Consider the following 26,360-nt stretch of genomic DNA (forward strand, 5'->3'; position numbering starts at 1 on the left):
GTGCAACGAGCGCGTTGTTATCTGATAGGTGAAACGGCGGTAGTGCTGGAACTGGAACCGCCGGTGACGCTGGCTAGCCAGAAACGGATTTGGCGTCTGGCGCAGCGTCTGGTTGATATGCCGAATGTGGTGGAAGCCATTCCTGGCATGAACAATATTACGGTGATTTTGCGTAATCCTGAGTCGCTGGCGCTGGATGCTATAGAGCGTTTGCAACGCTGGTGGGAGGAGAGTGAGGCGCTGGAACCGGAGTCACGCCATATCGAAATCCCGGTGGTTTACGGTGGAGCAGGCGGGCCGGATTTGTCGGTAGTCGCGGCACATTGTGGGTTGAGTGAAAAACAGGTCGTTGAATTGCACTCCTCCGTGGAATACGTGGTCTGGTTTTTAGGTTTTCAACCGGGCTTCCCGTATCTCGGTAGTTTGCCGGAACAACTACACACGCCGCGACGCGCGGAACCGCGTTTGCTCGTTCCGGCAGGTTCTGTCGGGATCGGTGGGGCGCAGACTGGTGTTTATCCGCTGGCAACGCCGGGGGGGTGGCAATTAATAGGCCATACCTCGCTCAGTTTATTTGACCCGACGCGAGACGAACCCATCTTATTACGTCCGGGAGACAGCGTGCGCTTTGTGCCGCAGAGGGAGGGAGTATGTTAAAAATTATTCGTGCGGGCATGTATACCACCGTGCAGGATGGTGGTCGTCACGGTTTTCGCCAGTCGGGTATCAGCCACTGCGGCGCACTGGATATGCCTGCGCTGCGTATTGCTAATCTGCTGGTGGGTAACGATGCCAACGCTCCCGCACTGGAAATCACGCTCGGTCAGTTAACGGTTGAATTTGAACGCGACGGCTGGTTTGCCCTGACTGGTGCAGGTTGCGAAGCGCGGCTGGATGATAACGCTGTCTGGACCGGCTGGCGCTTGCCGATGAAAGCAGGCCAGCGTTTAACCCTTAAACGGCCGCAACATGGCGTTCGTAGCTATCTGGCGGTCGCAGGCGGTATTGATGTTCCGCCAGTTATGGGGTCATGCAGTACCGATCTCAAAGTGGGGATAGGCGGGCTGGAAGGGCGTTTACTGAAGGATGGTGACCGACTCCCGATTGGCAAAGCAAAGCGGGATTTTATGGAAGCGCAGGGCGTTAAACAGCTTCTGTGGGGAAACCGCATTCGCGCCTTGCCGGGGCCGGAATATCATGAGTTCGATCGCGCCTCGCAGGATGCATTCTGGCGTTCGCCCTGGCAACTTAGCCCGCAAAGTAACCGGATGGGCTATCGCTTACAGGGGCAAATCTTAAAACGCACCACCGATCGCGAGCTGTTATCTCACGGTTTGCTGCCGGGTGTGGTGCAAGTGCCGCATAACGGTCAGCCGATTGTGCTGATGAACGACGCGCAAACCACCGGCGGTTACCCGCGTATTGCCTGTATTATTGAAGCCGACATGTACCATCTGGCGCAAATCCCACTCGGACAGCCCATTCATTTTGTCCAGTGTTCGCTGGAAGAGGCACTGAAAGCGCGCCAGGAGCAGCAACGTTATTTCGAACAATTAGCGTGGCGGCTGCACAATGAAAATTGACCTGAACGCCGATCTGGGCGAAGGCTGCGCCAGCGACGCTGAACTGTTAACGCTGGTTTCCTCAGCCAATATTGCCTGTGGATTTCATGCAGGCGACGCGCAAACCATGCAGGCAAGCGTTCGTGAAGCAATAAAAAATGGTGTCGCAATTGGCGCTCACCCGAGCTTTCCCGACAGGGAAAACTTTGGACGTAGCGCCATGCAGCTGCCGCCGGAAACGGTTTACGCCCAGACGTTGTATCAAATTGGCGCGCTGGCAGTGATTGTCCGTGCAGAAGGTGGCGTGATGCGCCACGTCAAACCGCACGGCATGTTGTATAACCAGGCGGCGAAAGACGCACAACTGGCAGACGCTATCGCCAGAGCGGTTTACGCTTGCGATCCGGCATTGATTCTCGTTGGACTGGCGGGAAGCGAGCTGATCCGTGCAGGCAAGCGTAATGGCCTGACAACGCGCGAGGAAGTGTTTGCCGATCGCGGCTATCAGGCTGACGGCTCGCTGGTGCCGCGAAGCCAGTCAGGCGCGTTGATTGAAAACGAAGAACAGGCGCTGGCGCAAACGTTGGAGATGGTGCAACACGGCAGAGTCAAAAGTATCACCGGCGAATGGGCAACGGTCACGGCGCAAACGGTCTGTCTGCATGGCGACGGCGAGTACGCACTGGCGTTCGCCCACCGGCTACGATCCGCATTTGCCGAAAAGGGGATTGTTGTCGCAGCATAATCCCGTTGAACAAAGAACGAAAAAAGGATATCACCATGCCTGAAGGCCCGGAGATCCGCCGCGCAGCGGATAACCTGGAGGCGGCGATCAAAGGCAAACCTCTAACTGATGTCTGGTTTGCCTTCCCGCAGTTAAAACCTTATCAATCACGACTTATCGGTCAACACGTTACCCATGTGGAAACGCGTGGTAAGGCGTTGTTAACTCATTTTTCCAACGACTTAACGCTCTATAGTCATAATCAGCTTTACGGCGTCTGGCGCGTGGTCGATACCGGCGAAGAGCCGCAGACCACGCGAGTATTGCGGGTAAAACTGCAAACGGCTGACAAAACCATTCTGCTTTATAGCGCCTCGGATATTGAGATGTTGACGCCGGAACAACTGACTACACATCCGTTTTTACAACGCGTTGGCCCCGATGTGCTGGATCCGAATCTGACGCCGGAGGTAGTGAAAGAACGGTTATTGTCGCCGCGCTTTCGTAACCGGCAGTTTGCCGGATTACTGCTCGATCAGGCGTTTCTGGCAGGGCTTGGCAATTATTTGCGGGTGGAGATCCTCTGGCAGGTCGGATTGACCGGAAGTCATAAAGCGAAAGAGCTCAACGAGGCGCAACTGGATGCACTCGCGCACGCGCTACTGGATATTCCGCGTCTTTCTTACGCTACGCGGGGGCAGGTGGATGAGAATAAACATCATGGCGCGCTGTTTCGCTTTAAGGTTTTTCATCGTGATGGCGAACCGTGCGAACGCTGTGGCGGCATCATTGAGAAAACCACGTTGTCATCGCGCCCGTTTTACTGGTGCCCTGGCTGCCAGCATTAGGCAGAACGTTTCGGCGCATAGGTTGAAATAAACCGTGCAATGGCTGGCCCCGTCAGCAAAATACTGAACAAGCGTAGGGTTTGCATCGCCATAATGAGCGCCATATCGGCATTGCTCCCTGCGGCGATGACCGCCACCGTATCAAGTCCGCCAGGGCTGGTGGCGAGGTAGGCGGTCATAAAATCAATATGCATAAACCGGGTCAGCCCCCACGCCATACCCGCACAAATAGCCAGTAGAGCAAAAATCGACAGTAGGATTTGCGGTAGCGGGCGTAGTGCTCGCAGTAAGATTTGCTTATCGAAGCCCAGACCAATTCGCCAACCAATCGCCATATAAGCTATCGCCAGCAGCCATTCTGGTAACTCAATTGTGATGAACTCGCCAGACTGGAGTACCGCGCCCGCCAGCATCGGGATGAGCATCGTGCCGGAAGGAAGACGTAGCAGGCATCCCGCCGTACCGGCAACGACCGCGAGCAAAATCGTAAGCAGGAGATTAATGCTCACTGGCGGGAACCAGACGATTTGCTGGTTAACCGCTTCAGCGTTATCGCCCAGCATCATCCGCGTAACCAGAACTGCCGCACCTGCGACAAACAGTACTCGCAAATATTGCATAAACGCCACCAGACGGATATCTGCGCCGTAATCCTGCGCCATAGCGACCATTGCCGCTGCGCCGCCAGGAGAAGAACCCCAGGCGCCGGTATTACCCGGTAGCGAGCTATAGCGCACCAATAACCAGCCCACGATGGCGCTGGAAAGCAGCGTCACCAGTAAAATGGCTAACACAATTGGCCAGTTAACGGCCAGAGTAGTGAGGATCGAGCCAGTGAGGTTTTGCGCAATCATGCAGCCAAGAATGGCCTGCGCAGCAAGAAAAGCGGAGCGAGGGAGTTGCAGAGTCATTCCGCGCATACTGAAGATGATCCCGGCGATCATCGGCCCAAGTAATAGTGCCGCCGGGAGATGTACCGCGAGGAAACCAATAGAAAGGAGAAGTGATAACACACATAACATTCCCCACTGCAAGACTGGCATCCTTCGCTCCATCATTATTTTCTATTTGGTGTATCGATACAGCATAAAGAAAGCCGGGCCTGGAAAAAATAACGGTAATCAAGGAAAAGGGGAAAATAAGCAATTATCTGAAAGAGATGCCCTTTCTGGCTGCAAAGGGCATCATGGTAACTCAGTTATAGTTAATCTTAAAAAGCACTACTGTATCGAAGGGACCAGCCTCGATGGGGGTGCCTGGTATGGATGACAATTCGGCGGTAAAGTTTTTTTCATAAACTAACATGTCGCTGGTGAAATCGGCATATTCGCTGTATTTGTTGAAAGTATAGGGCGAGGCGTTTTCATCCAGTAAACGTAGTTTAAGGCCATTACCAATCAACAATGCTTTATCTTCTTCAACCAACGTTTCTTCGGTATAAAACGAGGAACTGACTTTAAATCCGTCGGTGCACTGGTCATTTTGTGATTTCGTCGTCTTAATACTAAAACTTTTCGACATCGTGTGACGGCGAATATCCAGTACGTTAAATTTACCAAAATCAATCACCTGTGTTTCAGGCGAAATAGAAAAGTTAACGCTGCAATCCAGTACACGGATGTTTTCCAGACCGGTAATGTGATATTTCAGGTTTTGGGCGGAAGGATCTTCATTAACACTGCCAGCGCCATCAAATTGCACCACAATATAGTCGCTCAGCGTACTTTGATAATCATGCGGCGGCATTTCACGAACTTTAACATAGAGCCGCATACGCGCGAGAAATGTACGCGACATATGAATATTGCTGGGATCGCCGGAACAAATCTTATTTTGCCACCCCATGGCAATGATCTGCTCTGGTGTGTAGATATCAATTTTCTTGCTGTCGATACACTGGTTGGTGTCGATTCGACTTTTCCCGAGACTGGCATCGTAATCGACGCCGTTATATGTTACGCCAAGTTGATAATAGCGATCCTGCATTCCGGGGTAGGGGTTTACCCAGGCATAAACATGCTCGCTTTCAAAGTTGCCGTTAGTATTGTTATCACAATAGACGGGAATTTTAATATCGTCAGATTCCCAGATTTTATCGCCAGGTTTAGCATTGCCTGGCACAGCAAAGGGTTGAATAGCTTCTGATTTTTCTACAGATCCGCCAGATGCGCCAAAATAGCAGTTCAGCGCCAGCGCAGACTTCAACGGCAGAAATAACAGACAGATGATGAGCAACAATCCCTTGTCAGTACTCATTTCTTCGCCTCCACCGCCTGTAAACGACATTGTCCGTTACAGTTCAGAGTATTCATCCGTAATGCGCCGTAATCATCCATGTAACCCAGGTAAAAATGATTACCGTTATAGCTTCCAGTATTCGTTGTGACGGTGCTAAAAGGGGCAATCATCAGCGATTTAAAACCGGGGAGCACACCTTTATCATTTTGCCCAAGATAGGCAATCGTCAGGTAATAGGCGGTAGGGTTTTTCAGGGTAAGTTGGTTGCCCTGCTGGCTAACCTGTAACTGTAGCTCTACGTGTTCACCTGTTTTCTTGCACAATGCCGCAGGTCGCCAGAACAACTTGATACGGCTTTGGATCGCGACCTGAAGTATCGCATGGTCGCTGCTTTTATCCGGTGCTGGCGGAATTTCGCGCATGTTATAGTAGAACAGCGTTTCACGATCGCCGGATAACTGTGTGGTTGACGCTTGCTTTACAATCCGCACCTGCGATGTTGCTTTTGGTTCCAGGCGCTGTATTGGTGGCAGAGCGACCAGAAGATCGTCGCTTTTCTCCCCTTTATCATTTTCTATCCAGGAATAAGCAAGGTAAGGCAGTTTGTCACTCTGGTTTTCTATGCGCAGGCTGGTGGCTTTGTCGTTGGCGTTAAACACAACTCGTGTGCGATCGGGTTGCACGGCAGCGTGGCTACCCAGGCTGACGGCTAACAGAATCAGGGGCAATCCTTTAATAAATGTCATTCTCTTTTCCTTAATTAATGACAAGGTAAAATCAGGCGTTTGGTCGTATCTTCCAGACGTTCTGGCAGATTAATAATGCAACTTTGTTTGTCACCCCAGAGCACTGTAAATTGCTGGTTTTCAGCTACTCCACCAAGCCAGGCATGGCCTTCCTCGCTAACCATACCTACACTGATTCCGCTGCCATTCTGCTGAATATCGGCACCGAGAGGGGGATAGTGACCGCTGACGTCGCGAATAATAATGTTAACGTCTTTACCAGAACGGGAAGCCAGCGATTTGTAACCAATAGCGCCTTCAATCCACGTTTCTTTGATGACGTTTTCAGCAACAGTCACGCCGTCAGGTAAATCATTCATGTTGACTGCCACGGTGGAAGGTTGGTAACTGGAAATTAGCGGCACTACCGCAATACCAAAATGGTTGGTGTAGTCGAGGTTACCCTGAACCGGAATATTTGCCACGCCGTCGGTGCTGACCATCAGCCGTGGCTCGTTGGTTGAACTGCGGCGATGGAAGGCTGCGCCATATTGAGTGGCGGTAAAGGAACCACTCCAGCTACTGCTGACGGAGCTGTAATCATTGGCGGCATAAGTGCCAGACAAATCCCATTCACCGGCTGAACTCAGGTGTTGATAGTTGCCGCTCACCTGTGCGCCATTATCAGGGCGATCGGATTGTGCTCCGGCAGACATGCCCCAGCTATTACGTTCATCCAGCGTATCGTTCCACGACATGCGGTGTGTAGTGCTGTTACTACTGTTTTGCATGTCATAGCCGACTCGACCACCGTTACCGACAGGTAATGAAATCGACAGGTAAATCTGGTTGTCGCGATCTTTGTCTTCGTAGTGGGTTGTGTTGAATGACGTCGAAATTGATATATCTTTCCACTCACCGATATCAATATTAAAACCTGCCGTTATGTTGGCAGTCGTGGAGGTATTTGCGTTCCACCAGGTCTGATGTAACAGGTTGGCGTACAGGTTGAGGTTCAGAGGGGTTATCGGTTGGCCTACTGATAAGCTGATCGTCTGTTTTTCGTCTTGTGCATCGTTGTCGTTGTATTTGTGATCCAGATAGTTGGCGTAGCTGTGAAAATGACGATCGGAGAAGCGATAAGCAGCGAGTGAAATCGTACTATTTGTGGCGTCCACTTGTTTGCTGTAATTGAAACGGTAGCTTAAGCCTCGCTCGTCCTGCTGGGTATCAAATTGGCTACTGGCCCAGGTGACATCAAATGACAATGCTCCCAGCCAGAGCATATTTTGCCCGATGCCTATTGCGCCAGAATGATAGTCATTTCCGGAGAGTAGCAAACCGCCATATAACGAGGTATTCGAGAGCATCCCCCAGGACATTTCATTGCTAAAAAAGGTTTCATTTTCAGTTTGATGAGACATTGAGGTTCGCGGCTGACCAACAGCAAGTTTATAGCGAACCTGACCCTGGCGCGTCAGGAAGGGCGTCGAGGCGGCCGAAACCTGAAAGTTGTTCACACGTCCATCGTCTTCCGTCACTTTGACATCCAGCGTACCCTGGACAGACTGATTGATGTCATCAATGATAAACGGGCCTGGCGGGACTTTTTTCTGGTAAATAACTCGCCCCGAATGACTTACGGTGACGGTGGCGTTGGTTTGCGCGATACCGCTGATTTGTGGGGCGTAACCGCGCAGTTCCCAGGGCAACATCCGGTCATCGCTGGTCAGTGCCGCACCGGTATAAGAAAAACCGTCGAAAATATTGGAACTGAAATCAGTTTCGCCCAGGGTTAATTTCGAACCTAATTGCGGTAGTGGGCGAAAAAGATAAGTACGTGATATTCCGCCGCTCTGGTCATGGGCATTGTCGCTTTCGGAACGGCTCAACTGGTAATCGCTGCGTAAGCGCCATGCACCCATGTTAATACCGGCAGTACCATAAGCGTTCAGGTTGGTGTTGCTGCTACTGCCTTGTGGACGGTAGTTGCTGGCAAACAGGTTGTAATCCATCAGAAAGCCGGCTACACCTTCTTTCCATGTTGATGGCGGCATCCAGTTTTCTGAGTGCCATGCCAGCCACGCTTGCGGAATGGTGATATTGAGTTGCTGATTGGCTTGATCGAAATTGAAGCGTATTTCTGGATGCGAGCTAAAATCAACACACTGATTTCTCTGTATTAATGATTGACGGAAGTCTGGTTTTAAACCGAATTTATCCACCAGTGATTCATCAATGCACGGAATGGTTTTATCACCGCTTTTTTGCCAGCTAATTTTTTGCCCGTTACTGATTTGGTTATTATTAACGGCAATGCTAACAAAATATTCACCGGGGGCAATCACCCCTTTGTCTTTTAATAATGAAATATCAATGCTATCACGCATCGATTTGTCGAGGACGCTCAGGTTAAATTCGACCGCCAGCGCGGACGGCATTACCATCGTCAGGCAGGAAATAAAAGAGAGTCGATAAATATTCACGGTGTCCATACCTGATAAATATTTGCAGAAAGGCGGCTACGTCGCCGCCATAATTATGCTTATTTATAATCCAGAACGTAGGTCGCGTTAGCGGTTACGGCACCAGCCGTGACATTGACTGCATTATCAATTTGTTCCATCCAGGCAAAGAAGTTCAGCGTTTGTTCTGTTGAGCTTGAATCCAGGTCGAGGTCTGGCGCAGCTGTACCCAATACGATGTTTGTGTCATTTTTGTCCATCAGTCTTACGCCGACACCTGTTGCTTCGCCAGCACTGGTATTACTCAACAGAGGTGTTGCCCCGGTCGTTTTAGCCGAACCGTCGAAGGTTACGGCAACTTTGGATATCGGCGAACCGCTACCATTATCAGAACTTGGCAGGTCACAGTTTATTAAGCGAATGTCGACGGCCACTTTATTGCTGTGATGATCCCGGTTTATGTGGGTCGTCGTGACTTGTCCAAGGTCAATATTTTTATCAACATCATCTGGATGAATGTCACAAGGAGCTTCAATAATTTCACCTTTAAAGTGAATCTCACCAGAGCCTTCGTCTGCAGCATAAACAGGAGCAGTGAACAACAGAGATACGGCCAATGTGGCCAATGTTTTTTGTCCTTTAAACATAACAGAATCCTTTAAGGAAATAGAAAAATAGTATAGCTCTGCCAGATTATCTGATTTTGCGTGTGGAGTGTTTTTAGTTTTACTTAAAAATAGATTTAGTATTACTAAATACGAAAGTAATTAATTTGTGATGTGAATTGATTTGGCTATTAAAAATAGAAGTGAGAAATGGATATGCATAATATTCAGAAGGTTATAAACAGGACGGAGAGGACAATTATTCCTAAAAAGATATTATATTGATTGCTATGTAAGCTGCTTGTTTTTTGTTCCTTGCCCGTTTTTTAATTTTATTTTTACAATTTTTCGTGTTTTATCCAACAAAAAATAACCCGCCATATAAAAAGGGCGGGTTAGATGAATTTACTGCTCAGTCATCAACGATTAACGTTTGATATCGCTTTTAAAGTCACGTTTTTCATAGCCAGTATACAGCTGACGCGGACGGGCAATTTTCATTCCATCACTGTGCATTTCGCTCCAGTGGGCGATCCAGCCAACCGTACGTGCCATAGCGAAGATCACGGTGAACATGGAAGACGGAATACCCATCGCTTTCAGGATGATACCGGAGTAGAAGTCGACATTCGGGTACAGTTTCTTCTCGATAAAGTACGGGTCGTTCAGCGCGATGTTTTCCAGCTCCATTGCCACTTCCAGCAGGTCATCTTTGGTGCCCAGCTCTTTCAGGACTTCATGGCAGGTTTCACGCATTACGGTGGCGCGCGGGTCGTAATTTTTGTACACGCGGTGACCGAAGCCCATCAGGCGGAAAGAATCATTTTTGTCTTTCGCACGACGAACAAATTCCGGAATGTGCTTAACGGAGCTGATTTCTTCCAGCATTTTCAGCGCAGCTTCGTTAGCACCACCGTGAGCTGGCCCCCACAGCGAAGCAATACCTGCTGCGATACAAGCAAACGGGTTTGCATCCGAAGAGCCAGCGGTACGCACGGTAGAGGTAGAAGCATTCTGCTCGTGGTCAGCGTGCAGGATCAGAATACGATCCATTGCACGTTCCAGAATTGGATTGACTTCATACGGTTCGCACGGCGTGGAGAACATCATGTGCAGGAAGTTGCCAGCGTAAGAAAGGTCATTGCGCGGGTAAACAAATGGCTGACCGATGGAGTATTTGTAACACATCGCAGCCATGGTCGGCATTTTCGACAGCAGACGGAACGCGGCGATTTCACGATGACGTGGGTTATTGACGTCAAGTGAGTCGTGATAAAACGCTGCCAGCGCGCCGGTAATACCGCACATGACCGCCATCGGATGAGAGTCGCGACGGAAGGCGTGGAACAGACGGGTAATCTGTTCGTGGATCATCGTATGACGGGTAACGGTAGTTTTAAACTCGTCATACTGTTCCTGGGTCGGTTTTTCACCATTCAGCAGAATGTAACAGACTTCCAGGTAGTTAGAATCGGTCGCCAGCTGATCGATCGGGAAACCTCGATGCAGCAAAATACCTTCATCACCATCAATAAAAGTAATTTTAGATTCGCAGGATGCGGTTGAAGTGAAGCCTGGGTCAAAGGTGAAGACACCTTTTGAACCGAGAGTACGGATATCAATAACATCTTGACCCAGCGTGCCTTTCAGCACATCCAGTTCAACAGCTGTATCCCCGTTGAGGGTGAGTTTTGCTTTTGTATCAGCCATTTAAGGTCTCCTTAGCGCCTTATTGCGTAAGACTGCCGGAACTTAAATTTGCCTTCGCACATCAACCTGGCTTTACCCGTTTGTTATTTGGCTCGCCGCTCTGTGAAAGAGGGGAAAACCTGGGTACAGAGCTCTGGGCGCTTGCAGGTAAAGGATTCATTGATGACGAATAAACGGCGAATCAAGCACTTAGCAATCCGAATTATTAAACCTGTCTATCACTAATAACTGTCCTGGATGGATTGGTCAATACTTCCACACTGTTACATAAGTTAATCTTAGGTGAAATAGTGACCCCATAACTTTTACGCATTATATGCTTTTCCTGATGATGTTTGTAACAACTTTGTTGAATGATTGTCAAATGAGATGGTTAAAAATTAAATAAATGTTGTTATCGTGACTCAGATCACTGTTCTGGATAAAACCCGACAAAGCATATGTAGGTTAATTGTAATGATTTTGTGAACAGCCTATACTGCCGCCAGGTCTCCGGAACACCCTGCAATCCCGAGCCACCCAGCGTTGTAACGTGTCGTTTTCGCATCTGGAAGCAGTGTTTTGCATGACGCGCAGTTATAGAAAGGACGCTGTCTGACCCGCAAGCAGACCGGAGGAAGGAAATCCCGACGTCTCCAGGTAACAGAAAGTTATCCTCTGTACCCGTAGTCCCCAGGGAATAATAAGAACAGCATGTGGGCGTTATTCATGATAAGAAATGTGAAAAAACAAAGACCTGTTAATCTGGACCTACAGACCATCCGGTTCCCCGTCACGGCGATAGCGTCCATTCTCCATCGCGTTTCCGGTGTGATCACCTTTGTTGCAGTGGGCATCCTGCTGTGGCTTCTGGGTACCAGCCTCTCTTCCCCTGAAGGTTTCGAGCAAGCTTCCGCCATTATGGGCAGCTTCTTCGTCAAATTTATCATGTGGGGCATCCTTACCGCTCTGGCGTATCACGTCATCGTAGGTATTCGCCACATGATGATGGATTTTGGCTATCTGGAAGAAACATTCGAAGCGGGTAAACGCTCCGCCAAAATCTCCTTTGTCATTACTGTCGTGCTTTCAATTCTTGCAGGAGTCCTCGTATGGTAAGCAACGCCTCCGCATTAGGACGCAATGGCGTACATGATTTCATCCTCGTTCGCGCTACTGCTATCGTCCTGACGCTCTACATCATTTATATGGTCGGTTTTTTCGCTACCAGTGGCGAACTGACATATGAAGTCTGGATCGGTTTCTTTGCCTCTGCGTTCACTAAAGTGTTCACCCTGCTGGCGCTGTTTTCCATCTTGATCCATGCCTGGATCGGCATGTGGCAGGTGTTGACCGACTACGTTAAACCTCTGGCTTTGCGCCTGATGCTGCAACTGGTGATTGTCGTTGCACTGGTGGTTTACGTGATTTATGGATTCGTTGTGGTGTGGGGTGTGTAATGAAATTGCCAGTCAGAGAATTTGATGCAGTTGTGATTGGTGCTGGTGGCGCAGGTATGCGCGCGGCGCTGCAAATTTCCCAGAGCGGCCAGACCTGTGCGCTGCTCTCTAAAGTCTTCCCGACCCGTTCCCATACCGTTTCTGCGCAAGGCGGCATTACCGTTGCGCTGGGTAATACCCATGAAGATAACTGGGAATGGCATATGTACGACACCGTAAAAGGGTCGGACTATATCGGTGACCAGGACGCGATTGAATATATGTGTAAAACCGGGCCGGAAGCGATTCTGGAACTGGAACACATGGGTCTGCCGTTTTCGCGTCTTGATGATGGTCGTATCTATCAACGTCCGTTTGGCGGCCAGTCGAAAAACTTCGGCGGTGAGCAGGCGGCACGTACAGCGGCAGCGGCTGACCGTACCGGTCACGCACTGTTGCACACCCTTTATCAGCAGAACCTGAAAAACCACACCACTATTTTCTCCGAATGGTATGCGCTGGATCTGGTGAAAAACCAGGATGGCGCGGTGGTGGGTTGTACTGCACTGTGCATCGAAACCGGTGAAGTGGTTTACTTCAAAGCTCGCGCTACCGTGCTGGCAACCGGCGGGGCAGGGCGTATTTATCAGTCCACCACTAACGCCCACATTAACACCGGCGACGGCGTCGGCATGGCTATCCGTGCAGGCGTACCGGTGCAGGATATGGAAATGTGGCAGTTCCACCCGACGGGTATTGCCGGTGCGGGCGTACTGGTCACCGAAGGTTGCCGTGGTGAAGGCGGTTACCTGCTGAACAAACATGGCGAACGCTTTATGGAGCGTTATGCGCCGAATGCTAAAGACCTGGCGGGTCGTGATGTGGTGGCGCGCTCCATCATGATCGAAATCCGTGAAGGTCGTGGCTGTGATGGCCCGTGGGGACCACACGCAAAACTGAAACTCGACCACCTGGGTAAAGAAGTTCTCGAATCCCGCTTGCCGGGTATCCTGGAACTCTCCCGTACCTTCGCTCACGTTGATCCGGTTAAAGAACCGATTCCGGTTATCCCAACCTGTCACTATATGATGGGCGGTATACCGACCAAAGTGACCGGTCAGGCGCTGACGGTGAACGAGAAGGGCGAAGATGTGGTGATCCCTGGCCTGTTTGCGGTGGGGGAAATTGCTTGCGTATCGGTACACGGTGCTAACCGCCTTGGCGGCAACTCGCTGCTGGATCTGGTGGTATTTGGTCGCGCGGCAGGTCTGCATCTGCAAGAGTCTATCGCCGAGCAGGGCGCACTGCGCGATGCCAGCGAGTCTGATGTTGAAGTTTCTCTGGAGCGCCTGAACCGCTGGAATAATAACCGTAACGGTGAAGATCCGGTGGCGATTCGTAAAGCACTGCAAGAATGTATGCAGCATAACTTCTCGGTATTCCGTGAAGGTGATGCGATGGCGAAAGGGCTTGAGCAGTTGAAAGTGATCCGCGAGCGTCTGAAAAATGCCCGTCTGGATGACACTTCCAGCGAGTTCAACACCCAGCGCGTTGAATGCCTGGAACTGGATAACCTGATGGAAACGGCGTATGCAACGGCTGTTTCTGCCAACTTCCGTACTGAAAGCCGTGGCGCGCATAGCCGCTTCGACTTCCCGGATCGTGATGATGAAAACTGGCTGTGCCACTCCCTGTATCTGCCAGAGTCGGAATCCATGACGCGACGTAGCGTCAACATGGAACCGAAACTGCGCCCGGCATTCCCGCCGAAGATTCGTACTTACTAATGCGGAGACAGGAAAATGAGACTCGAGTTTTCAATTTATCGCTATAACCCGGATGTTGATGATGCTCCGCGTATGCAGGATTACACCCTGGAAGCGGAAGAAGGTCGCGACATGATGCTGCTGGATGCGCTTATTCAGCTGAAAGAGAAAGATCCCAGCCTGTCGTTCCGTCGCTCCTGCCGTGAAGGTGTGTGTGGTTCCGACGGTCTGAACATGAATGGCAAGAATGGTCTGGCCTGTATTACCCCGATTTCGGCACTCAACCAGCCGGGCAAGAAGATTGTAATTCGTCCGTTGCCAGGTTTACCGGTTGTCCGCGATTTGGTGGTAGACATGGGACAATTCTATGCGCAATATGAGAAAATTAAGCCTTACTTGTTGAATAATGGACAAAATCTACCAGCTCGTGAGCATTTACAAATGCCAGAGCAACGTGAAAAACTCGACGGGCTGTATGAATGTATTCTCTGCGCATGTTGTTCAACCTCTTGTCCGTCTTTCTGGTGGAATCCCGATAAGTTTATCGGTCCTGCAGGCTTGTTAGCGGCGTATCGTTTCCTGATTGATAGCCGTGATACCGAGACTGACAGTCGCCTTGACGGTTTGAGTGATGCATTCAGTGTATTCCGCTGTCACAGCATCATGAACTGCGTCAGTGTATGTCCGAAAGGGCTGAATCCGACGCGTGCCATCGGCCATATCAAGTCGATGTTGTTGCAACGTAATGCATAAATACCAGGCCTGATAAGACGCGCAAGCGTCGCATCAGGCAACCAGTGCCGGATGTGGCGTAAACGCCTTATCCGGCCTGGAAAAGAAATGCAGGAAATCTTTAAAAACTGCCCCTGACACTAAGACAGTTTTTAAAGGTTCCTTAGCGGACGCAGAAAACACGACAAGTCCGCAACAAGTGAACCCCGGCACGCACATCACTGTGCGTGGTAGTATCCACGGCGAAGTAAGCATAAAAAAGATGCTTAAGGGATCACGATGCAGAACAGCGCTTTGAAAGCCTGGTTGGACTCTTCTTACCTCTCTGGCGCAAACCAGAGCTGGATAGAACAGCTCTATGAAGACTTCTTAACCGATCCTGACTCGGTTGACGCTAACTGGCGTTCGACGTTCCAGCAGTTACCTGGTACGGGAGTCAAACCGGATCAATTCCATTCTCAAACGCGTGAATATTTCCGCCGCCTGGCGAAAGACGCTTCACGTTACTCTTCAACGATCTCCGACCCTGACACCAATGTGAAGCAGGTTAAAGTCCTGCAGCTCATTAACGCATACCGCTTCCGTGGTCACCAACATGCGAATCTCGATCCGCTGGGACTGTGGCAGCAAGATAAAGTGGCCGATCTGGATCCGTCTTTCCACGATCTGACCGAAGCAGACTTCCAGGAGACCTTCAACGTCGGTTCATTTGCCAGCGGCAAAGAGACCATGAAACTCGGCGAGCTGCTGGAAGCCCTCAAGCAAACCTACTGCGGCCCGATTGGTGCCGAGTATATGCACATTACCAGCACCGAAGAAAAACGCTGGATCCAACAGCGTATCGAGTCTGGTCGCGCGACGTTCAATAGCGAAGAGAAAAAACGCTTCTTAAGCGAACTGACCGCCGCTGAAGGCCTTGAACGTTACCTTGGCGCAAAATTCCCTGGCGCAAAACGCTTCTCGCTGGAAGGCGGCGACGCGTTAATCCCGATGCTTAAAGAGATGATCCGCCACGCGGGCAACAGCGGCACCCGTGAAGTGGTTCTCGGGATGGCGCACCGTGGTCGTCTGAACGTGCTGGTGAACGTGCTGGGTAAAAAACCGCAAGACTTGTTCGACGAGTTTGCCGGTAAACATAAAGAACACCTCGGCACGGGTGACGTGAAATACCACATGGGCTTCTCGTCTGACTTCCAGACCGATGGCGGCCTGGTGCACCTGGCACTGGCATTTAACCCGTCTCACCTTGAGATTGTAAGCCCGGTAGTTATCGGTTCTGTTCGTGCCCGTCTGGACAGACTTGATGAGCCGAGCAGCAATAAAGTCCTGCCAATCACCATCCACGGTGACGCCGCAGTGACCGGGCAGGGCGTGGTTCAGGAAACCCTGAACATGTCGAAAGCGCGTGGTTATGAAGTTGGTGGTACGGTACGTATCGTTATCAACAACCAGGTTGGCTTCACCACCTCTAACCCGCTGGATGCCCGTTCGACGCCGTACTGTACTGATATCGGCAAGATGGTTCAGGCACCGATTTTCCACGTTAACGCGGACGATCCGGAAGCCGTTGCCTTTGTGACCCGTCTGGCGCTCGATTTCCGTAACACCTTTAAACGTGATGTCTTCATCGACCTGGTATGCTACCGCCGTCATGGCCATAACGAAGCCGACGAGCCGAGTGCAACTCAGCCGCTGATGTATCAGAAAATCAAAAAACATCCAACGCCGCGCAAAATCTACGCTGACAAGCTGGAGCAGGAAAAAGTGGCGACGCTGGAAGATGCCACCGAGATGGTTAACCTGTACCGCGATGCGCTGGATGCTGGCGATTGCGTGGTGGCAGAGTGGCGTCCGATGAACATGCACTCCTTCACCTGGTCGCCGTACCTCAACCACGAATGGGACGAAGAGTACCCGAACAAAGTTGAGATGAAGCGCCTGCAGGAGCTGGCTAAACGCATCAGCACGGTGCCAGAAGCCATTGAAATGCAGTCTCGCGTTGCCAAGATTTATGGCGATCGCCAGGCGATGGCTGCTGGTGAGAAACTGTTCGACTGGGGCGGTGCGGAAAACCTCGCTTACGCCACGCTGGTTGATGAAGGCATTCCGGTTCGCCTGTCGGGTGAAGACTCCGGTCGCGGTACGTTCTTCCACCGTCACGCGGTGATCCATAACCAGTCTAACGGTTCCACTTACACGCCGCTGCAACATATCCATAACGGCCAGGGCGCGTTCCGCGTCTGGGACTCCGTACTATCTGAAGAAGCTGTGCTGGCGTTTGAATACGGTTATGCCACCGCAGAACCACGCACCCTGACCATCTGGGAAGCACAGTTCGGTGACTTCGCCAACGGTGCACAGGTGGTTATCGACCAGTTCATCTCCTCTGGCGAACAGAAATGGGGCCGGATGTGTGGCCTGGTGATGCTGCTGCCGCATGGTTATGAAGGGCAGGGGCCGGAGCACTCCTCCGCGCGTCTGGAACGTTATCTGCAACTTTGCGCTGAGCAAAACATGCAGGTTTGCGTACCGTCTACCCCGGCACAGGTTTACCACATGCTGCGTCGTCAGGCGCTGCGCGGGATGCGTCGTCCGCTGGTCGTGATGTCGCCGAAATCGCTGCTGCGTCATCCGCTGGCGGTCTCCAGCCTCGAAGAACTGGCGAACGGCACCTTCCTGCCTGCCATCGGTGAAATCGACGAGCTTGATCCGAAGGGCGTGAAGCGCGTAGTGATGTGTTCTGGTAAGGTTTATTACGATCTGCTGGAACAACGCCGTAAGAATAATCAAAAAGATGTCGCCATCGTGCGTATCGAGCAACTCTACCCGTTCCCGCATAAAGCGATGCAGGAAGTGTTGCAGCAGTTTGCTCACGTCAAGGATTTTGTCTGGTGCCAGGAAGAACCGCTCAACCAGGGCGCATGGTACTGCAGCCAGCATCATTTCCGTGAAGTGATTCCGTTTGGGGCTTCTCTGCGTTATGCAGGCCGCCCGGCCTCCGCCTCTCCGGCGGTAGGGTATATGTCCGTTCACCAGAAACAGCAACAAGATCTGGTTAATGACGCGCTGAACGTCGAATAAATAAAGGATACACAATGAGTAGCGTAGATATTCTGGTCCCTGACCTGCCTGAATCCGTAGCCGATGCCACCGTCGCAACCTGGCATAAAAAACCCGGCGACGCAGTCGTACGTGATGAAGTGCTGGTAGAAATCGAAACTGACAAAGTGGTACTGGAAGTACCGGCATCAGCAGACGGCATTCTGGATGCGGTTCTGGAAGATGAAGGTACAACGGTAACGTCTCGTCAGATCCTCGGTCGCCTGCGTGAAGGCAACAGCGCCGGTAAAGAAACCAGCGCCAAATCTGAAGAGAAAGCGTCCACTCCGGCGCAACGCCAGCAGGCGTCTCTGGAAGAGCAAAACAATGACGCGTTAAGCCCGGCGATCCGTCGCCTGCTGGCTGAACATAACCTCGAATCTAGCGCGATTAAAGGCACTGGTGTCGGTGGTCGTCTGACCCGTGAAGATGTGGAAAAACATCTGGCGAAAGCCCCGGCGAAAGAATCTGCACCAGCAGCTGCTCCGGCGGCACAACCGGCACTGGCTGCACGTAGCGAAAAACGTGTCCCGATGACTCGCCTGCGTAAGCGTGTGGCAGAGCGTCTGCTGGAAGCGAAAAACTCCACCGCCATGCTGACCACGTTCAACGAAGTCAACATGAAGCCGATTATGGATCTGCGTAAGCAGTACGGTGAAGCATTTGAAAAACGTCACGGCATCCGTCTGGGCTTTATGTCCTTCTACGTGAAAGCTGTGGTTGAAGCCCTGAAACGTTACCCGGAAGTGAATGCTTCTATCGATGGCGATGATGTGGTTTACCACAACTATTTCGACGTCAGCATGGCGGTTTCTACGCCGCGCGGTCTGGTGACGCCGGTTCTGCGTGATGTCGATACTCTCGGCATGGCAGATATCGAGAAGAAAATCAAAGAGCTGGCTGTTAAAGGCCGTGACGGTAAGCTGACGGTTGAAGATCTGACCGGTGGTAACTTCACCATCACCAACGGTGGTGTGTTCGGTTCCCTGATGTCTACACCTATCATCAACCCGCCGCAGAGCGCAATTCTGGGTATGCACGCTATCAAAGATCGTCCGATGGCGGTGAATGGTCAGGTTGAGATCCTGCCGATGATGTACCTGGCGCTGTCCTACGATCACCGTCTGATCGATGGTCGCGAATCCGTGGGCTTCCTGGTAACGATCAAAGAGTTGCTGGAAGATCCGACGCGTCTGCTGCTGGACGTGTAGTAGTTTAAGCCTCACCTGCACTGTAGACCGGATAAGGGGTTATCGCCTTCTCCGGCAATTGAAGCCTGATGGGACGCTGGCGCGTCTTATCAGGCTTACGGGTGACCGACAATGCCCGGAAACGATACGTCATATTCGGTCTACGGTTTAAAAGATAACGATTACTAAAGGATGGACAGAACACATGAACTTACATGAATATCAGGCAAAACAACTTTTTGCCCGCTATGGCTTACCGGCGCCAGTGGGTTATGCCTGTACTACTCCGCGCGAAGCAGAAGAAGCCGCTTCAAAAATCGGTGCGGGTCCGTGGGTAGTGAAATGTCAGGTTCACGCTGGTGGCCGTGGTAAAGCGGGCGGTGTGAAAGTTGTAAACAGCAAAGAAGACATCCGTGCTTTTGCAGAGAACTGGCTGGGCAAGCGTCTGGTAACGTATCAAACAGATGCCAATGGCCAACCGGTTAACCAGATTCTGGTTGAAGCGGCGACCGATATCGCTAAAGAGCTGTATCTCGGCGCCGTTGTTGACCGTAGTTCCCGCCGTGTGGTCTTTATGGCCTCCACCGAAGGCGGCGTGGAAATCGAAAAAGTGGCGGAAGAAACCCCGCACCTGATCCACAAAGTTGCGCTTGATCCGCTGACTGGCCCGATGCCGTATCAGGGACGTGAGCTGGCGTTCAAACTGGGTCTGGAAGGTAAACTGGTTCAGCAGTTCACCAAAATCTTCATGGGCCTGGCGACCATTTTCCTGGAGCGCGACCTGGCGCTGATCGAAATCAACCCGCTGGTTATTACTAAACAGGGCGATCTTGTCTGCCTCGATGGCAAACTGGGCGCTGATGGCAACGCACTGTTCCGCCAGCCTGATCTGCGCGAAATGCGCGACCAGTCGCAGGAAGATCCGCGTGAAGCACAAGCTGCACAGTGGGAACTGAACTACGTTGCGCTGGACGGTAACATCGGTTGTATGGTTAACGGTGCAGGTCTGGCGATGGGTACGATGGACATCGTTAAACTGCACGGCGGCGAACCGGCTAACTTCCTTGACGTTGGCGGTGGCGCTACCAAAGAGCGCGTGACCGAAGCGTTCAAAATCATCCTCTCTGACGACAAAGTGAAAGCCGTTCTGGTTAACATCTTCGGCGGTATCGTTCGTTGCGACCTGATCGCTGACGGTATCATCGGCGCGGTAGCGGAAGTGGGTGTTAACGTACCGGTCGTGGTACGTCTGGAAGGTAACAACGCCGAACTCGGCGCGAAGAAACTGGCTGACAGTGGCCTGAATATTATTGCAGCAAAAGGTCTGACGGATGCAGCTCAGCAGGTTGTTGCCGCAGTGGAGGGGAAATAATGTCCATTTTAATTGATAAAAACACCAAGGTTATCTGCCAGGGCTTTACCGGTAGCCAGGGGACTTTCCACTCTGAACAGGCCATTGCATACGGCACGAAAATGGTTGGCGGCGTAACTCCAGGTAAAGGCGGCACCACCCACCTCGGCCTGCCGGTGTTCAACACCGTGCGTGAAGCTGTTGCTGCTACTGGTGCTACTGCTTCTGTTATCTATGTACCAGCGCCGTTCTGCAAAGACTCCATTCTGGAAGCCATCGATGCAGGCATTAAACTGATTATCACCATCACTGAAGGTATCCCGACGCTGGATATGCTGACTGTGAAAGTGAAGCTGGATGAAGCAGGCGTTCGTATGATCGGCCCGAACTGCCCGGGCGTTATCACCCCGGGTGAATGCAAAATCGGTATCCAGCCGGGTCACATTCACAAACCGGGTAAAGTGGGTATCGTTTCCCGTTCCGGTACACTGACCTATGAAGCGGTTAAACAGACCACGGATTACGGTTTCGGTCAGTCGACCTGTGTGGGTATCGGCGGCGACCCGATCCCAGGTTCTAACTTTATCGACATTCTCGAAATGTTCGAAAAAGACCCGCAGACCGAAGCGATCGTGATGATCGGTGAGATCGGCGGTAGCGCAGAAGAAGAAGCGGCTGCGTACATCAAAGAGCACGTCACCAAGCCAGTTGTGGGTTACATTGCCGGTGTGACTGCGCCGAAAGGCAAACGTATGGGTCATGCTGGCGCCATCATTGCCGGTGGTAAAGGGACTGCGGATGAGAAGTTCGCTGCCCTGGAAGCCGCAGGCGTGAAAACCGTTCGCAGCCTGGCTGATATCGGTGAAGCACTGAAAACTGTTCTGAAATAAATATCTGTAATAAGAAATAGCCCTCGCCGCTTCCCTCTACAGGAATGGCGAAGGGCTGTCGGTTTCGACATGGTTGGCCATCTTATGATGGCCTTTTTTGTTTTTATTCGGGCGCTAATCTGAAAAGCTTTCCCGCTGCTTTTTTTCCCATCCCTTGCGCAATAATGCCCGGCGAAATATCTCTTCTCCATGCAGTAAAAGGATTTATACATGAAGAAAATTGTTCTGCCGAGCTCCCTGGTGCGTAGTTATAGTGTCCCTGCTGGAGAACGAGGGAACATCTGGACCGTGTTTAAACTCAATCCAGACGGCGAGTTTGAAGATATCAACTCTGTTACCAGCGCCAATTTTAATGACACCACATTAGGCGTCAGGGATTTAGCCACTGTGATAATGCCTGCGACGGGCTCTTCAACTCCGGCTTCGCCCGCGATGCAAAACAGTGGAGATACTCAACTGGTAAGAAAATATAATCATGAAGGTGAGCTGTTTACAAAACCGGTCAACTTGAGCAAGCCATTCAACTCTTCCAACAGGCAACAGAATTAGATGGCAATTACGGACAGGCATTTAGTAACCTGGGTCTGGCTTATCAGAAAAATGACAACATAGCGGAAGCGATTTGGGCAAATCGTAAAGCGATCTCGTTAGCCAGTGGAGCCAATGCGGCGACAACGCGCGCTAACTCCTATTATAACATTGCCAAAATTTATGAAACTGCAGGACAGAACGCTGATGCATTGCAGCATTATCAACTCGCTTATGCGGAAAAAAATAAGCCCTCTTATGAAGAGGCTATCGCACGTGTAAAAGCAAAAATGTAAATCAGCTGTATTTTGAGGGCAACTGATGATACCCGCTGTTTACGAACATTTTATTTGCCGGTTACACAGTTTCCTGATTTGACCTGCGTGAGAGGCGCAGGTCATTAATCATTTCAAACGTGAACTACGGTCGAAAATATTATTTCAGTATGAATTAATATATATATTTTTTTTGGGGGGTTTATAAGTAGCTGGTGCTTCTTTACAATGCGATTGTATAAAAAACTTTTTTAATATAATTAGTTATATCACTTGATGTACTACTGAATTATCAACTATTACTTTAAGGTTCAGTAGTCGTAAAGCCGTATCTCCAGATAATTAAATTTCTGATATCTTACAATATCATCATATTCAAATGGTTAAATTAAGAATATTACACAGCCAAAACAGGCAGATTGAAGCAATCTGTTAGATGTTGCAGAACAACCTTGATTCCAACGGCGAAATTATGTTTACCCACCAGGTTGCTGTTCATATGGAGCTGAATACCACTCAGTTCATGCTTGATGAGTCGATATCGCTAATATCCATAGATAGAGGAGAGTACAATCGCATCAACGCCAATCACATGTGTTGCTTTCTTCATGGGGAATCCTTTGTAAGGCAGAGAGTTAATATTTTTTAGACAAGGTAGCGTGTACCCGAGAATACCCAGTGTTTTCTAACGCCTGGCTATAATTCCGTTTTGTTGTTTCGTATCCCCGTTATAACAATTTCTCTTGATTTTCAATCGTTGAGGGAATCATTGAATACAGATCGGGAAATATCAATGCCATATATAAATTCTTTTGAAAATTCTTGTTCTATCTGACTATACCGAAGGTATCTATTTCTTTTTGTGATTATTACCAGAGAAACAATAAGTAACGGATTTACAGTTCGGCGCTCATAAAGACAACAATCAATTAACTATGATAAAAAATTGTTATGTGAAATAGCAACCAATTGGCTACTCTAATCAATTAGGATTATAAAAAATTGATAAGGTGACTTTGTTAAATAAAATACTGGTTTTTTATCTATGTCTTTTTGTTGTGATAATTATGTTACATTGTTAATTTACAATAAATTAACAACAAGGCTGTTAGTGATTCATAATTCACACATAATTAACACATCTGATTGATTTTGATATAAATCAATTTTTAATTCTTGAAAAAAATCTGCAAAACACGATAAATTGTCGTAGATCAAATTGGTGAGATGGTGACAATTTCGCTATAAATTGATCACTGTCGAAAAATGCAATTTTGCTCAATAAAAACCTGTTTATTGTAAGGATTTTGCGGCGTAATATAATTACGGGATCAATTTGGTTTATTCATTAACATATTTGTAACTTTTTTATCATTGTCTTTCCTCTTTTGATGAAATGGCAACGATAGGGGCGAGCAAATAATTTTGTATTGGGGCATGCGTGTGACCCTTTCTAACGGGGTTCACTCTCGGAGTCTTCATGCGATGAGCAAGGAGTCATGATGTTAGATATAGTCGAACTGTCGCGCTTACAGTTTGCCTTGACCGCGATGTACCACTTCCTTTTTGTGCCGCTGACGCTCGGTATGGCGTTCCTGCTGGCCATTATGGAAACGGTCTACGTCCTTTCCGGCAAACAGATTTATAAAGATATGACCAAGTTCTGGGGCAAGTTGTTTGGTATCAACTTTGCTCTGGGTGTGGCAACCGGTCTGACCATGGAGTTCCAGTTCGGGACTAACTGGTCTTACTATTCCCACTATGTGGGGGATATCTTCGGTGCGCCGCTGGCAATCGAAGGTCTGATGGCCTTCTTCCTCGAATCCACCTTTGTAGGTCTGTTCTTCTTCGGTTGGGATCGTCTGGGTAAAGTTCAGCATATGTGTGTCACCTGGCTGGTGGCGCTCGGTTCAAACCTGTCCGCTCTGTGGATTCTGGTTGCGAACGGCTGGATGCAAAACCCAATCGCGTCCGATTTCAATTTCGAAACTATGCGTATGGAGATGGTGAGCTTCTCCGAGCTGGTGCTTAACCCGGTTGCTCAGGTGAAATTCGTTCACACTGTAGCGTCTGGTTATGTGACTGGCGCGATGTTCATCCTCGGTATCAGCGCATGGTATATGCTGAAAGGTCGTGACTTCGCCTTCGCAAAACGCTCCTTTGCTATCGCTGCCAGCTTCGGTATGGCTGCCGTCCTGTCTGTTATTGTTCTGGGTGATGAATCTGGTTACGAAATGGGCGATGTGCAGAAAACCAAACTGGCTGCTATTGAAGCCGAGTGGGAAACTCAACCTGCGCCTGCCGCCTTTACTCTGTTTGGTATTCCTGATCAGGAAGAGCAGACGAACAAATTTGCGATCCAGATCCCTTACGCGCTGGGTATTATCGCAACGCGTTCCGTGGATACACCGGTTATCGGCCTGAAAGAACTGATGGTGCAGCACGAAGAACGTATTCGTAACGGGATGAAAGCGTACTCTCTGCTCGAACAACTGCGTTCTGGTTCCACCGATCAGGCTGTACGTGACCAGTTCAATAGCATGAAGAAAGACCTCGGTTACGGTCTGCTGCTGAAACGCTATACGCCAAACGTGGCAGATGCGACTGAAGCGCAGATTCAACAGGCAACCAAAGACTCCATTCCACGTGTAGCGCCGCTGTACTTCGCGTTCCGTATCATGGTGGCGTGTGGCTTCCTACTGCTGGCAATTATCGCGCTCTCCTTCTGGAGTGTAATCCGCAACCGCATTGGTGAGAAAAAGTGGCTGCTGCGCGCCGCGCTGTACGGTATTCCGCTGCCGTGGATTGCTGTAGAAGCGGGCTGGTTCGTTGCTGAATACGGTCGTCAACCGTGGGCTATCGGTGAAGTGTTGCCTACCGCAGTAGCGAACTCGTCACTGACTGCAGGCGATCTCATCTTCTCGATGGTGCTGATTTGCGGCCTGTATACCCTGTTCCTGGTGGCAGAATTGTTCTTAATGTTCAAATTTGCACGCCTTGGCCCAAGCAGCCTGAAAACCGGTCGCTATCACTTTGAGCAGTCTTCCACGACTACTCAGCCGGCACGCTAAGACAGGAGTCGTCAAATGATCGATTATGAAGTATTGCGTTTTATCTGGTGGCTGCTGGTTGGCGTTCTGCTGATTGGTTTTGCAGTCACTGACGGTTTCGACATGGGGGTGGGGATGCTCACCCGTTTCCTCGGTCGTAACGACACCGAGCGTCGAATTATGATTAACTCTATCGCGCCACATTGGGACGGTAACCAGGTATGGCTAATCACCGCAGGTGGCGCACTGTTCGCTGCCTGGCCGATGGTCTATGCCGCTGCGTTCTCCGGCTTCTATGTCGCGATGATCCTCGTACTGGCGTCTTTGTTCTTCCGTCCGGTCGGTTTTGATTACCGTTCCAAGATTGAAGACACCCGTTGGCGCAACATGTGGGACTGGGGCATCTTCATTGGTAGCTTCGTTCCGCCGCTGGTGATTGGTGTGGCGTTCGGTAACCTGTTGCAGGGCGTACCGTTCAACGTTGATGAATATCTGCGTCTGTACTACACCGGTAACTTCTTCCAGTTGCTTAACCCGTTCGGCCTGCTGGCCGGTGTGGTGAGCGTAGGGATGATCATTACTCAGGGCGCGACCTATCTGCAGATGCGTACCGTGGGCGAACTGCACCTGCGTACCCGTGCAACTGCACAGGTGGCGGCGCTCGTGACACTGGTCTGCTTCGCACTGGCTGGCGTGTGGGTGATGTACGGTATCGACGGTTATGTCGTTAAATCGACAATGGACCATTACGCAGCATCTAACCCGCTGAATAAAGAAGTTGTTCGTGAAGCTGGCGCATGGCTGGTGAACTTCAACAATATGCCGATTCTGTGGGCCATTCCGGCGCTGGGTGTTGTTCTGCCGCTGCTGACCATCCTGACTGCACGTATGGATAAAGCCGCGTGGGCGTTTGTGTTCTCCTCCCTGACGTTGGCCTGCATCATCCTGACTGCCGGTATTGCAATGTTCCCGTTTGTGATGCCGTCCAGCACCATGATGAATGCAAGTCTGACGATGTGGGATGCAACTTCCAGCCAGCTGACGCTTAACGTCATGACCTGGGTTGCGGTGGTTCTGGTTCCGATCATTCTTCTCTACACCACCTGGTGTTACTGGAAAATGTTCGGACGTATCACCAAAGAAGACATTGAACGTAACACCCACTCTCTGTACTAAGTAAGGAG

Annotated in this window: 21 protein-coding genes and 1 pseudogene; 15 read left to right on the plus strand and 7 right to left on the minus strand. The window is 50.4% G+C overall.

Annotated features, from left to right (window positions below):
- Genes pxpB through nei form a run of 4 tightly spaced genes read left to right on the plus strand, consistent with a single transcriptional unit; the run spans position 1 to position 3,134 of the window.
- A complete protein-coding gene (pxpB, locus tag WC5_RS08725) occupies positions 1-657 on the plus strand; it encodes a 5-oxoprolinase subunit PxpB (RefSeq protein WP_016231632.1) in 657 nt (218 codons plus the stop codon).
- Positions 651-1,583, plus strand: coding sequence for a 5-oxoprolinase subunit PxpC (gene pxpC / locus WC5_RS08720; RefSeq protein WP_016231633.1), 933 nt, complete (start codon positions 651-653; stop codon positions 1,581-1,583). Before pxpB ends, pxpC begins: the two co-directional genes overlap by 7 nt.
- Entirely contained in the window at positions 1,573-2,307 is a 735-nt protein-coding gene (pxpA, locus tag WC5_RS08715; protein ID WP_016231634.1) for a 5-oxoprolinase subunit PxpA, read from the plus strand. The genes pxpC and pxpA overlap by 11 nt, the downstream gene beginning before the upstream one ends.
- Before the next feature lie 35 nt (positions 2,308-2,342).
- Positions 2,343-3,134 (plus strand): endonuclease VIII, encoded by a 792-nt coding sequence (gene nei / locus WC5_RS08710; protein ID WP_001113993.1) that lies wholly within the window; start codon positions 2,343-2,345, stop codon positions 3,132-3,134.
- Here the strand turns inward: nei and WC5_RS08705 are convergent.
- The 7 genes from WC5_RS08705 to WC5_RS25330 form a co-directional block, all read right to left on the minus strand.
- Positions 3,131-4,177, minus strand: a complete 1,047-nt coding sequence (locus WC5_RS08705) for an AbrB family transcriptional regulator (protein ID WP_001144721.1) — start codon at positions 4,175-4,177, stop codon at positions 3,131-3,133. The two genes, nei and WC5_RS08705, sit on opposite strands and share 4 nt — an antisense overlap.
- Before the next feature lie 151 nt (positions 4,178-4,328).
- Positions 4,329-5,390, minus strand: coding sequence for a fimbrial protein (locus WC5_RS08700; protein WP_000102196.1), 1,062 nt, complete (start codon positions 5,388-5,390; stop codon positions 4,329-4,331).
- Entirely contained in the window at positions 5,387-6,118 is a 732-nt protein-coding gene (locus WC5_RS08695) for a fimbrial biogenesis chaperone (protein WP_016231635.1), read from the minus strand. The genes WC5_RS08700 and WC5_RS08695 overlap by 4 nt, the downstream gene beginning before the upstream one ends.
- 14 nt (positions 6,119-6,132) lie before the next feature.
- Positions 6,133-8,592, minus strand: a complete 2,460-nt coding sequence (locus tag WC5_RS08690; RefSeq protein ID WP_181245244.1) for a fimbria/pilus outer membrane usher protein — start codon at positions 8,590-8,592, stop codon at positions 6,133-6,135.
- A 50-nt stretch (positions 8,593-8,642) separates the two neighbouring features.
- Positions 8,643-9,209, minus strand: a complete 567-nt coding sequence (locus tag WC5_RS08685; RefSeq protein WP_000472428.1) for a fimbrial protein — start codon at positions 9,207-9,209, stop codon at positions 8,643-8,645.
- A gap of 384 nt (positions 9,210-9,593) precedes the next feature.
- Positions 9,594-10,877 carry a citrate synthase gene (locus tag WC5_RS08680; protein WP_000785827.1) on the minus strand — a complete coding sequence of 428 codons (1,284 nt, stop codon included), beginning with the start codon at positions 10,875-10,877 and terminating at the stop codon, positions 9,594-9,596.
- 205 nt (positions 10,878-11,082) lie between these two features.
- Positions 11,083-11,190: a hypothetical protein gene (locus WC5_RS25330; RefSeq protein WP_122983127.1), complete on the minus strand. Its 108-nt coding sequence runs from the start codon at positions 11,188-11,190 to the stop codon at positions 11,083-11,085.
- A gap of 380 nt (positions 11,191-11,570) precedes the next feature.
- Between WC5_RS25330 and sdhC the strand changes: the two genes are divergently transcribed.
- The 11 genes and pseudogenes from sdhC to cydB all read left to right on the plus strand — a co-directional run bounded on the left by sdhC (position 11,571) and on the right by cydB (position 26,352).
- Positions 11,571-11,975: a succinate dehydrogenase cytochrome b556 subunit gene (sdhC, locus tag WC5_RS08675; RefSeq protein ID WP_000263351.1), complete on the plus strand. Its 405-nt coding sequence runs from the start codon at positions 11,571-11,573 to the stop codon at positions 11,973-11,975.
- Positions 11,969-12,316 (plus strand): succinate dehydrogenase membrane anchor subunit, encoded by a 348-nt coding sequence (sdhD, locus tag WC5_RS08670; RefSeq protein ID WP_000254365.1) that lies wholly within the window; start codon positions 11,969-11,971, stop codon positions 12,314-12,316. The genes sdhC and sdhD overlap by 7 nt, the downstream gene beginning before the upstream one ends.
- Positions 12,316-14,082, plus strand: a complete 1,767-nt coding sequence (sdhA, locus tag WC5_RS08665) for a succinate dehydrogenase flavoprotein subunit (RefSeq protein ID WP_000775532.1) — start codon at positions 12,316-12,318, stop codon at positions 14,080-14,082. The genes sdhD and sdhA overlap by 1 nt, the downstream gene beginning before the upstream one ends.
- Positions 14,083-14,097: 15 nt before the next feature.
- On the plus strand, positions 14,098-14,814 hold the full coding sequence (gene sdhB, locus WC5_RS08660; RefSeq protein ID WP_001235265.1) for a succinate dehydrogenase iron-sulfur subunit SdhB: 717 nt from the start codon (positions 14,098-14,100) through the stop codon (positions 14,812-14,814).
- A gap of 258 nt (positions 14,815-15,072) precedes the next feature.
- On the plus strand, positions 15,073-17,874 hold the full coding sequence (gene sucA, locus WC5_RS08655; protein WP_001181469.1) for a 2-oxoglutarate dehydrogenase E1 component: 2,802 nt from the start codon (positions 15,073-15,075) through the stop codon (positions 17,872-17,874).
- A 14-nt stretch (positions 17,875-17,888) separates the two neighbouring features.
- Positions 17,889-19,103, plus strand: a complete 1,215-nt coding sequence (gene odhB / locus WC5_RS08650; RefSeq protein ID WP_000099844.1) for a 2-oxoglutarate dehydrogenase complex dihydrolipoyllysine-residue succinyltransferase — start codon at positions 17,889-17,891, stop codon at positions 19,101-19,103.
- Positions 19,104-19,287: 184 nt separating this feature from the next.
- Entirely contained in the window at positions 19,288-20,454 is a 1,167-nt protein-coding gene (gene sucC / locus WC5_RS08645) for an ADP-forming succinate--CoA ligase subunit beta (RefSeq protein WP_001048608.1), read from the plus strand.
- On the plus strand, positions 20,454-21,323 hold the full coding sequence (gene sucD, locus WC5_RS08640; RefSeq protein ID WP_000025458.1) for a succinate--CoA ligase subunit alpha: 870 nt from the start codon (positions 20,454-20,456) through the stop codon (positions 21,321-21,323). Before sucC ends, sucD begins: the two co-directional genes overlap by 1 nt.
- A 219-nt stretch (positions 21,324-21,542) precedes the next feature.
- Positions 21,543-22,147 (plus strand): annotated as a pseudogene (locus WC5_RS0122375) (tetratricopeptide repeat protein); the annotation flags it as partial.
- Positions 22,148-23,628: 1,481 nt separating this feature from the next.
- Positions 23,629-25,197, plus strand: a complete 1,569-nt coding sequence (gene cydA / locus WC5_RS08635) for a cytochrome ubiquinol oxidase subunit I (RefSeq protein WP_010345240.1) — start codon at positions 23,629-23,631, stop codon at positions 25,195-25,197.
- A gap of 15 nt (positions 25,198-25,212) precedes the next feature.
- Positions 25,213-26,352, plus strand: coding sequence for a cytochrome d ubiquinol oxidase subunit II (cydB, locus tag WC5_RS08630; RefSeq protein ID WP_000568269.1), 1,140 nt, complete (start codon positions 25,213-25,215; stop codon positions 26,350-26,352).
- Positions 26,353-26,360: the final 8 nt, after the last annotated feature.

This window comes from Escherichia sp. KTE114, from assembly GCF_000407765.1.
Classification (GTDB): Bacteria; Pseudomonadota; Gammaproteobacteria; order Enterobacterales; family Enterobacteriaceae; genus Escherichia; species Escherichia ruysiae.

Coding starts and splice junctions, on each gene's coding strand:
- pxpC (WP_016231633.1), top strand. CDS start 651: ATGTTAAAAATTATTCGTGCGGGCATGTATACCACCGTGCAGGATGGT.
- pxpA (WP_016231634.1), top strand. CDS start 1,573: ATGAAAATTGACCTGAACGCCGATCTGGGCGAAGGCTGCGCCAGCGAC.
- nei (WP_001113993.1), top strand. CDS start 2,343: ATGCCTGAAGGCCCGGAGATCCGCCGCGCAGCGGATAACCTGGAGGCG.
- WC5_RS08705 (WP_001144721.1), bottom strand. CDS start 4,177: ATGCCAGTCTTGCAGTGGGGAATGTTATGTGTGTTATCACTTCTCCTT.
- WC5_RS08700 (WP_000102196.1), bottom strand. CDS start 5,390: ATGAGTACTGACAAGGGATTGTTGCTCATCATCTGTCTGTTATTTCTG.
- WC5_RS08695 (WP_016231635.1), bottom strand. CDS start 6,118: ATGACATTTATTAAAGGATTGCCCCTGATTCTGTTAGCCGTCAGCCTG.
- WC5_RS08690 (WP_181245244.1), bottom strand. CDS start 8,592: ATGGACACCGTGAATATTTATCGACTCTCTTTTATTTCCTGCCTGACG.
- WC5_RS08685 (WP_000472428.1), bottom strand. CDS start 9,209: ATGTTTAAAGGACAAAAAACATTGGCCACATTGGCCGTATCTCTGTTG.
- WC5_RS08680 (WP_000785827.1), bottom strand. CDS start 10,877: ATGGCTGATACAAAAGCAAAACTCACCCTCAACGGGGATACAGCTGTT.
- WC5_RS25330 (WP_122983127.1), bottom strand. CDS start 11,190: ATGCGTAAAAGTTATGGGGTCACTATTTCACCTAAGATTAACTTATGT.
- sdhC (WP_000263351.1), top strand. CDS start 11,571: ATGTGGGCGTTATTCATGATAAGAAATGTGAAAAAACAAAGACCTGTT.
- sdhD (WP_000254365.1), top strand. CDS start 11,969: ATGGTAAGCAACGCCTCCGCATTAGGACGCAATGGCGTACATGATTTC.
- sdhA (WP_000775532.1), top strand. CDS start 12,316: ATGAAATTGCCAGTCAGAGAATTTGATGCAGTTGTGATTGGTGCTGGT.
- sdhB (WP_001235265.1), top strand. CDS start 14,098: ATGAGACTCGAGTTTTCAATTTATCGCTATAACCCGGATGTTGATGAT.
- sucA (WP_001181469.1), top strand. CDS start 15,073: ATGCAGAACAGCGCTTTGAAAGCCTGGTTGGACTCTTCTTACCTCTCT.
- odhB (WP_000099844.1), top strand. CDS start 17,889: ATGAGTAGCGTAGATATTCTGGTCCCTGACCTGCCTGAATCCGTAGCC.
- sucC (WP_001048608.1), top strand. CDS start 19,288: ATGAACTTACATGAATATCAGGCAAAACAACTTTTTGCCCGCTATGGC.
- sucD (WP_000025458.1), top strand. CDS start 20,454: ATGTCCATTTTAATTGATAAAAACACCAAGGTTATCTGCCAGGGCTTT.
- cydA (WP_010345240.1), top strand. CDS start 23,629: ATGTTAGATATAGTCGAACTGTCGCGCTTACAGTTTGCCTTGACCGCG.
- cydB (WP_000568269.1), top strand. CDS start 25,213: ATGATCGATTATGAAGTATTGCGTTTTATCTGGTGGCTGCTGGTTGGC.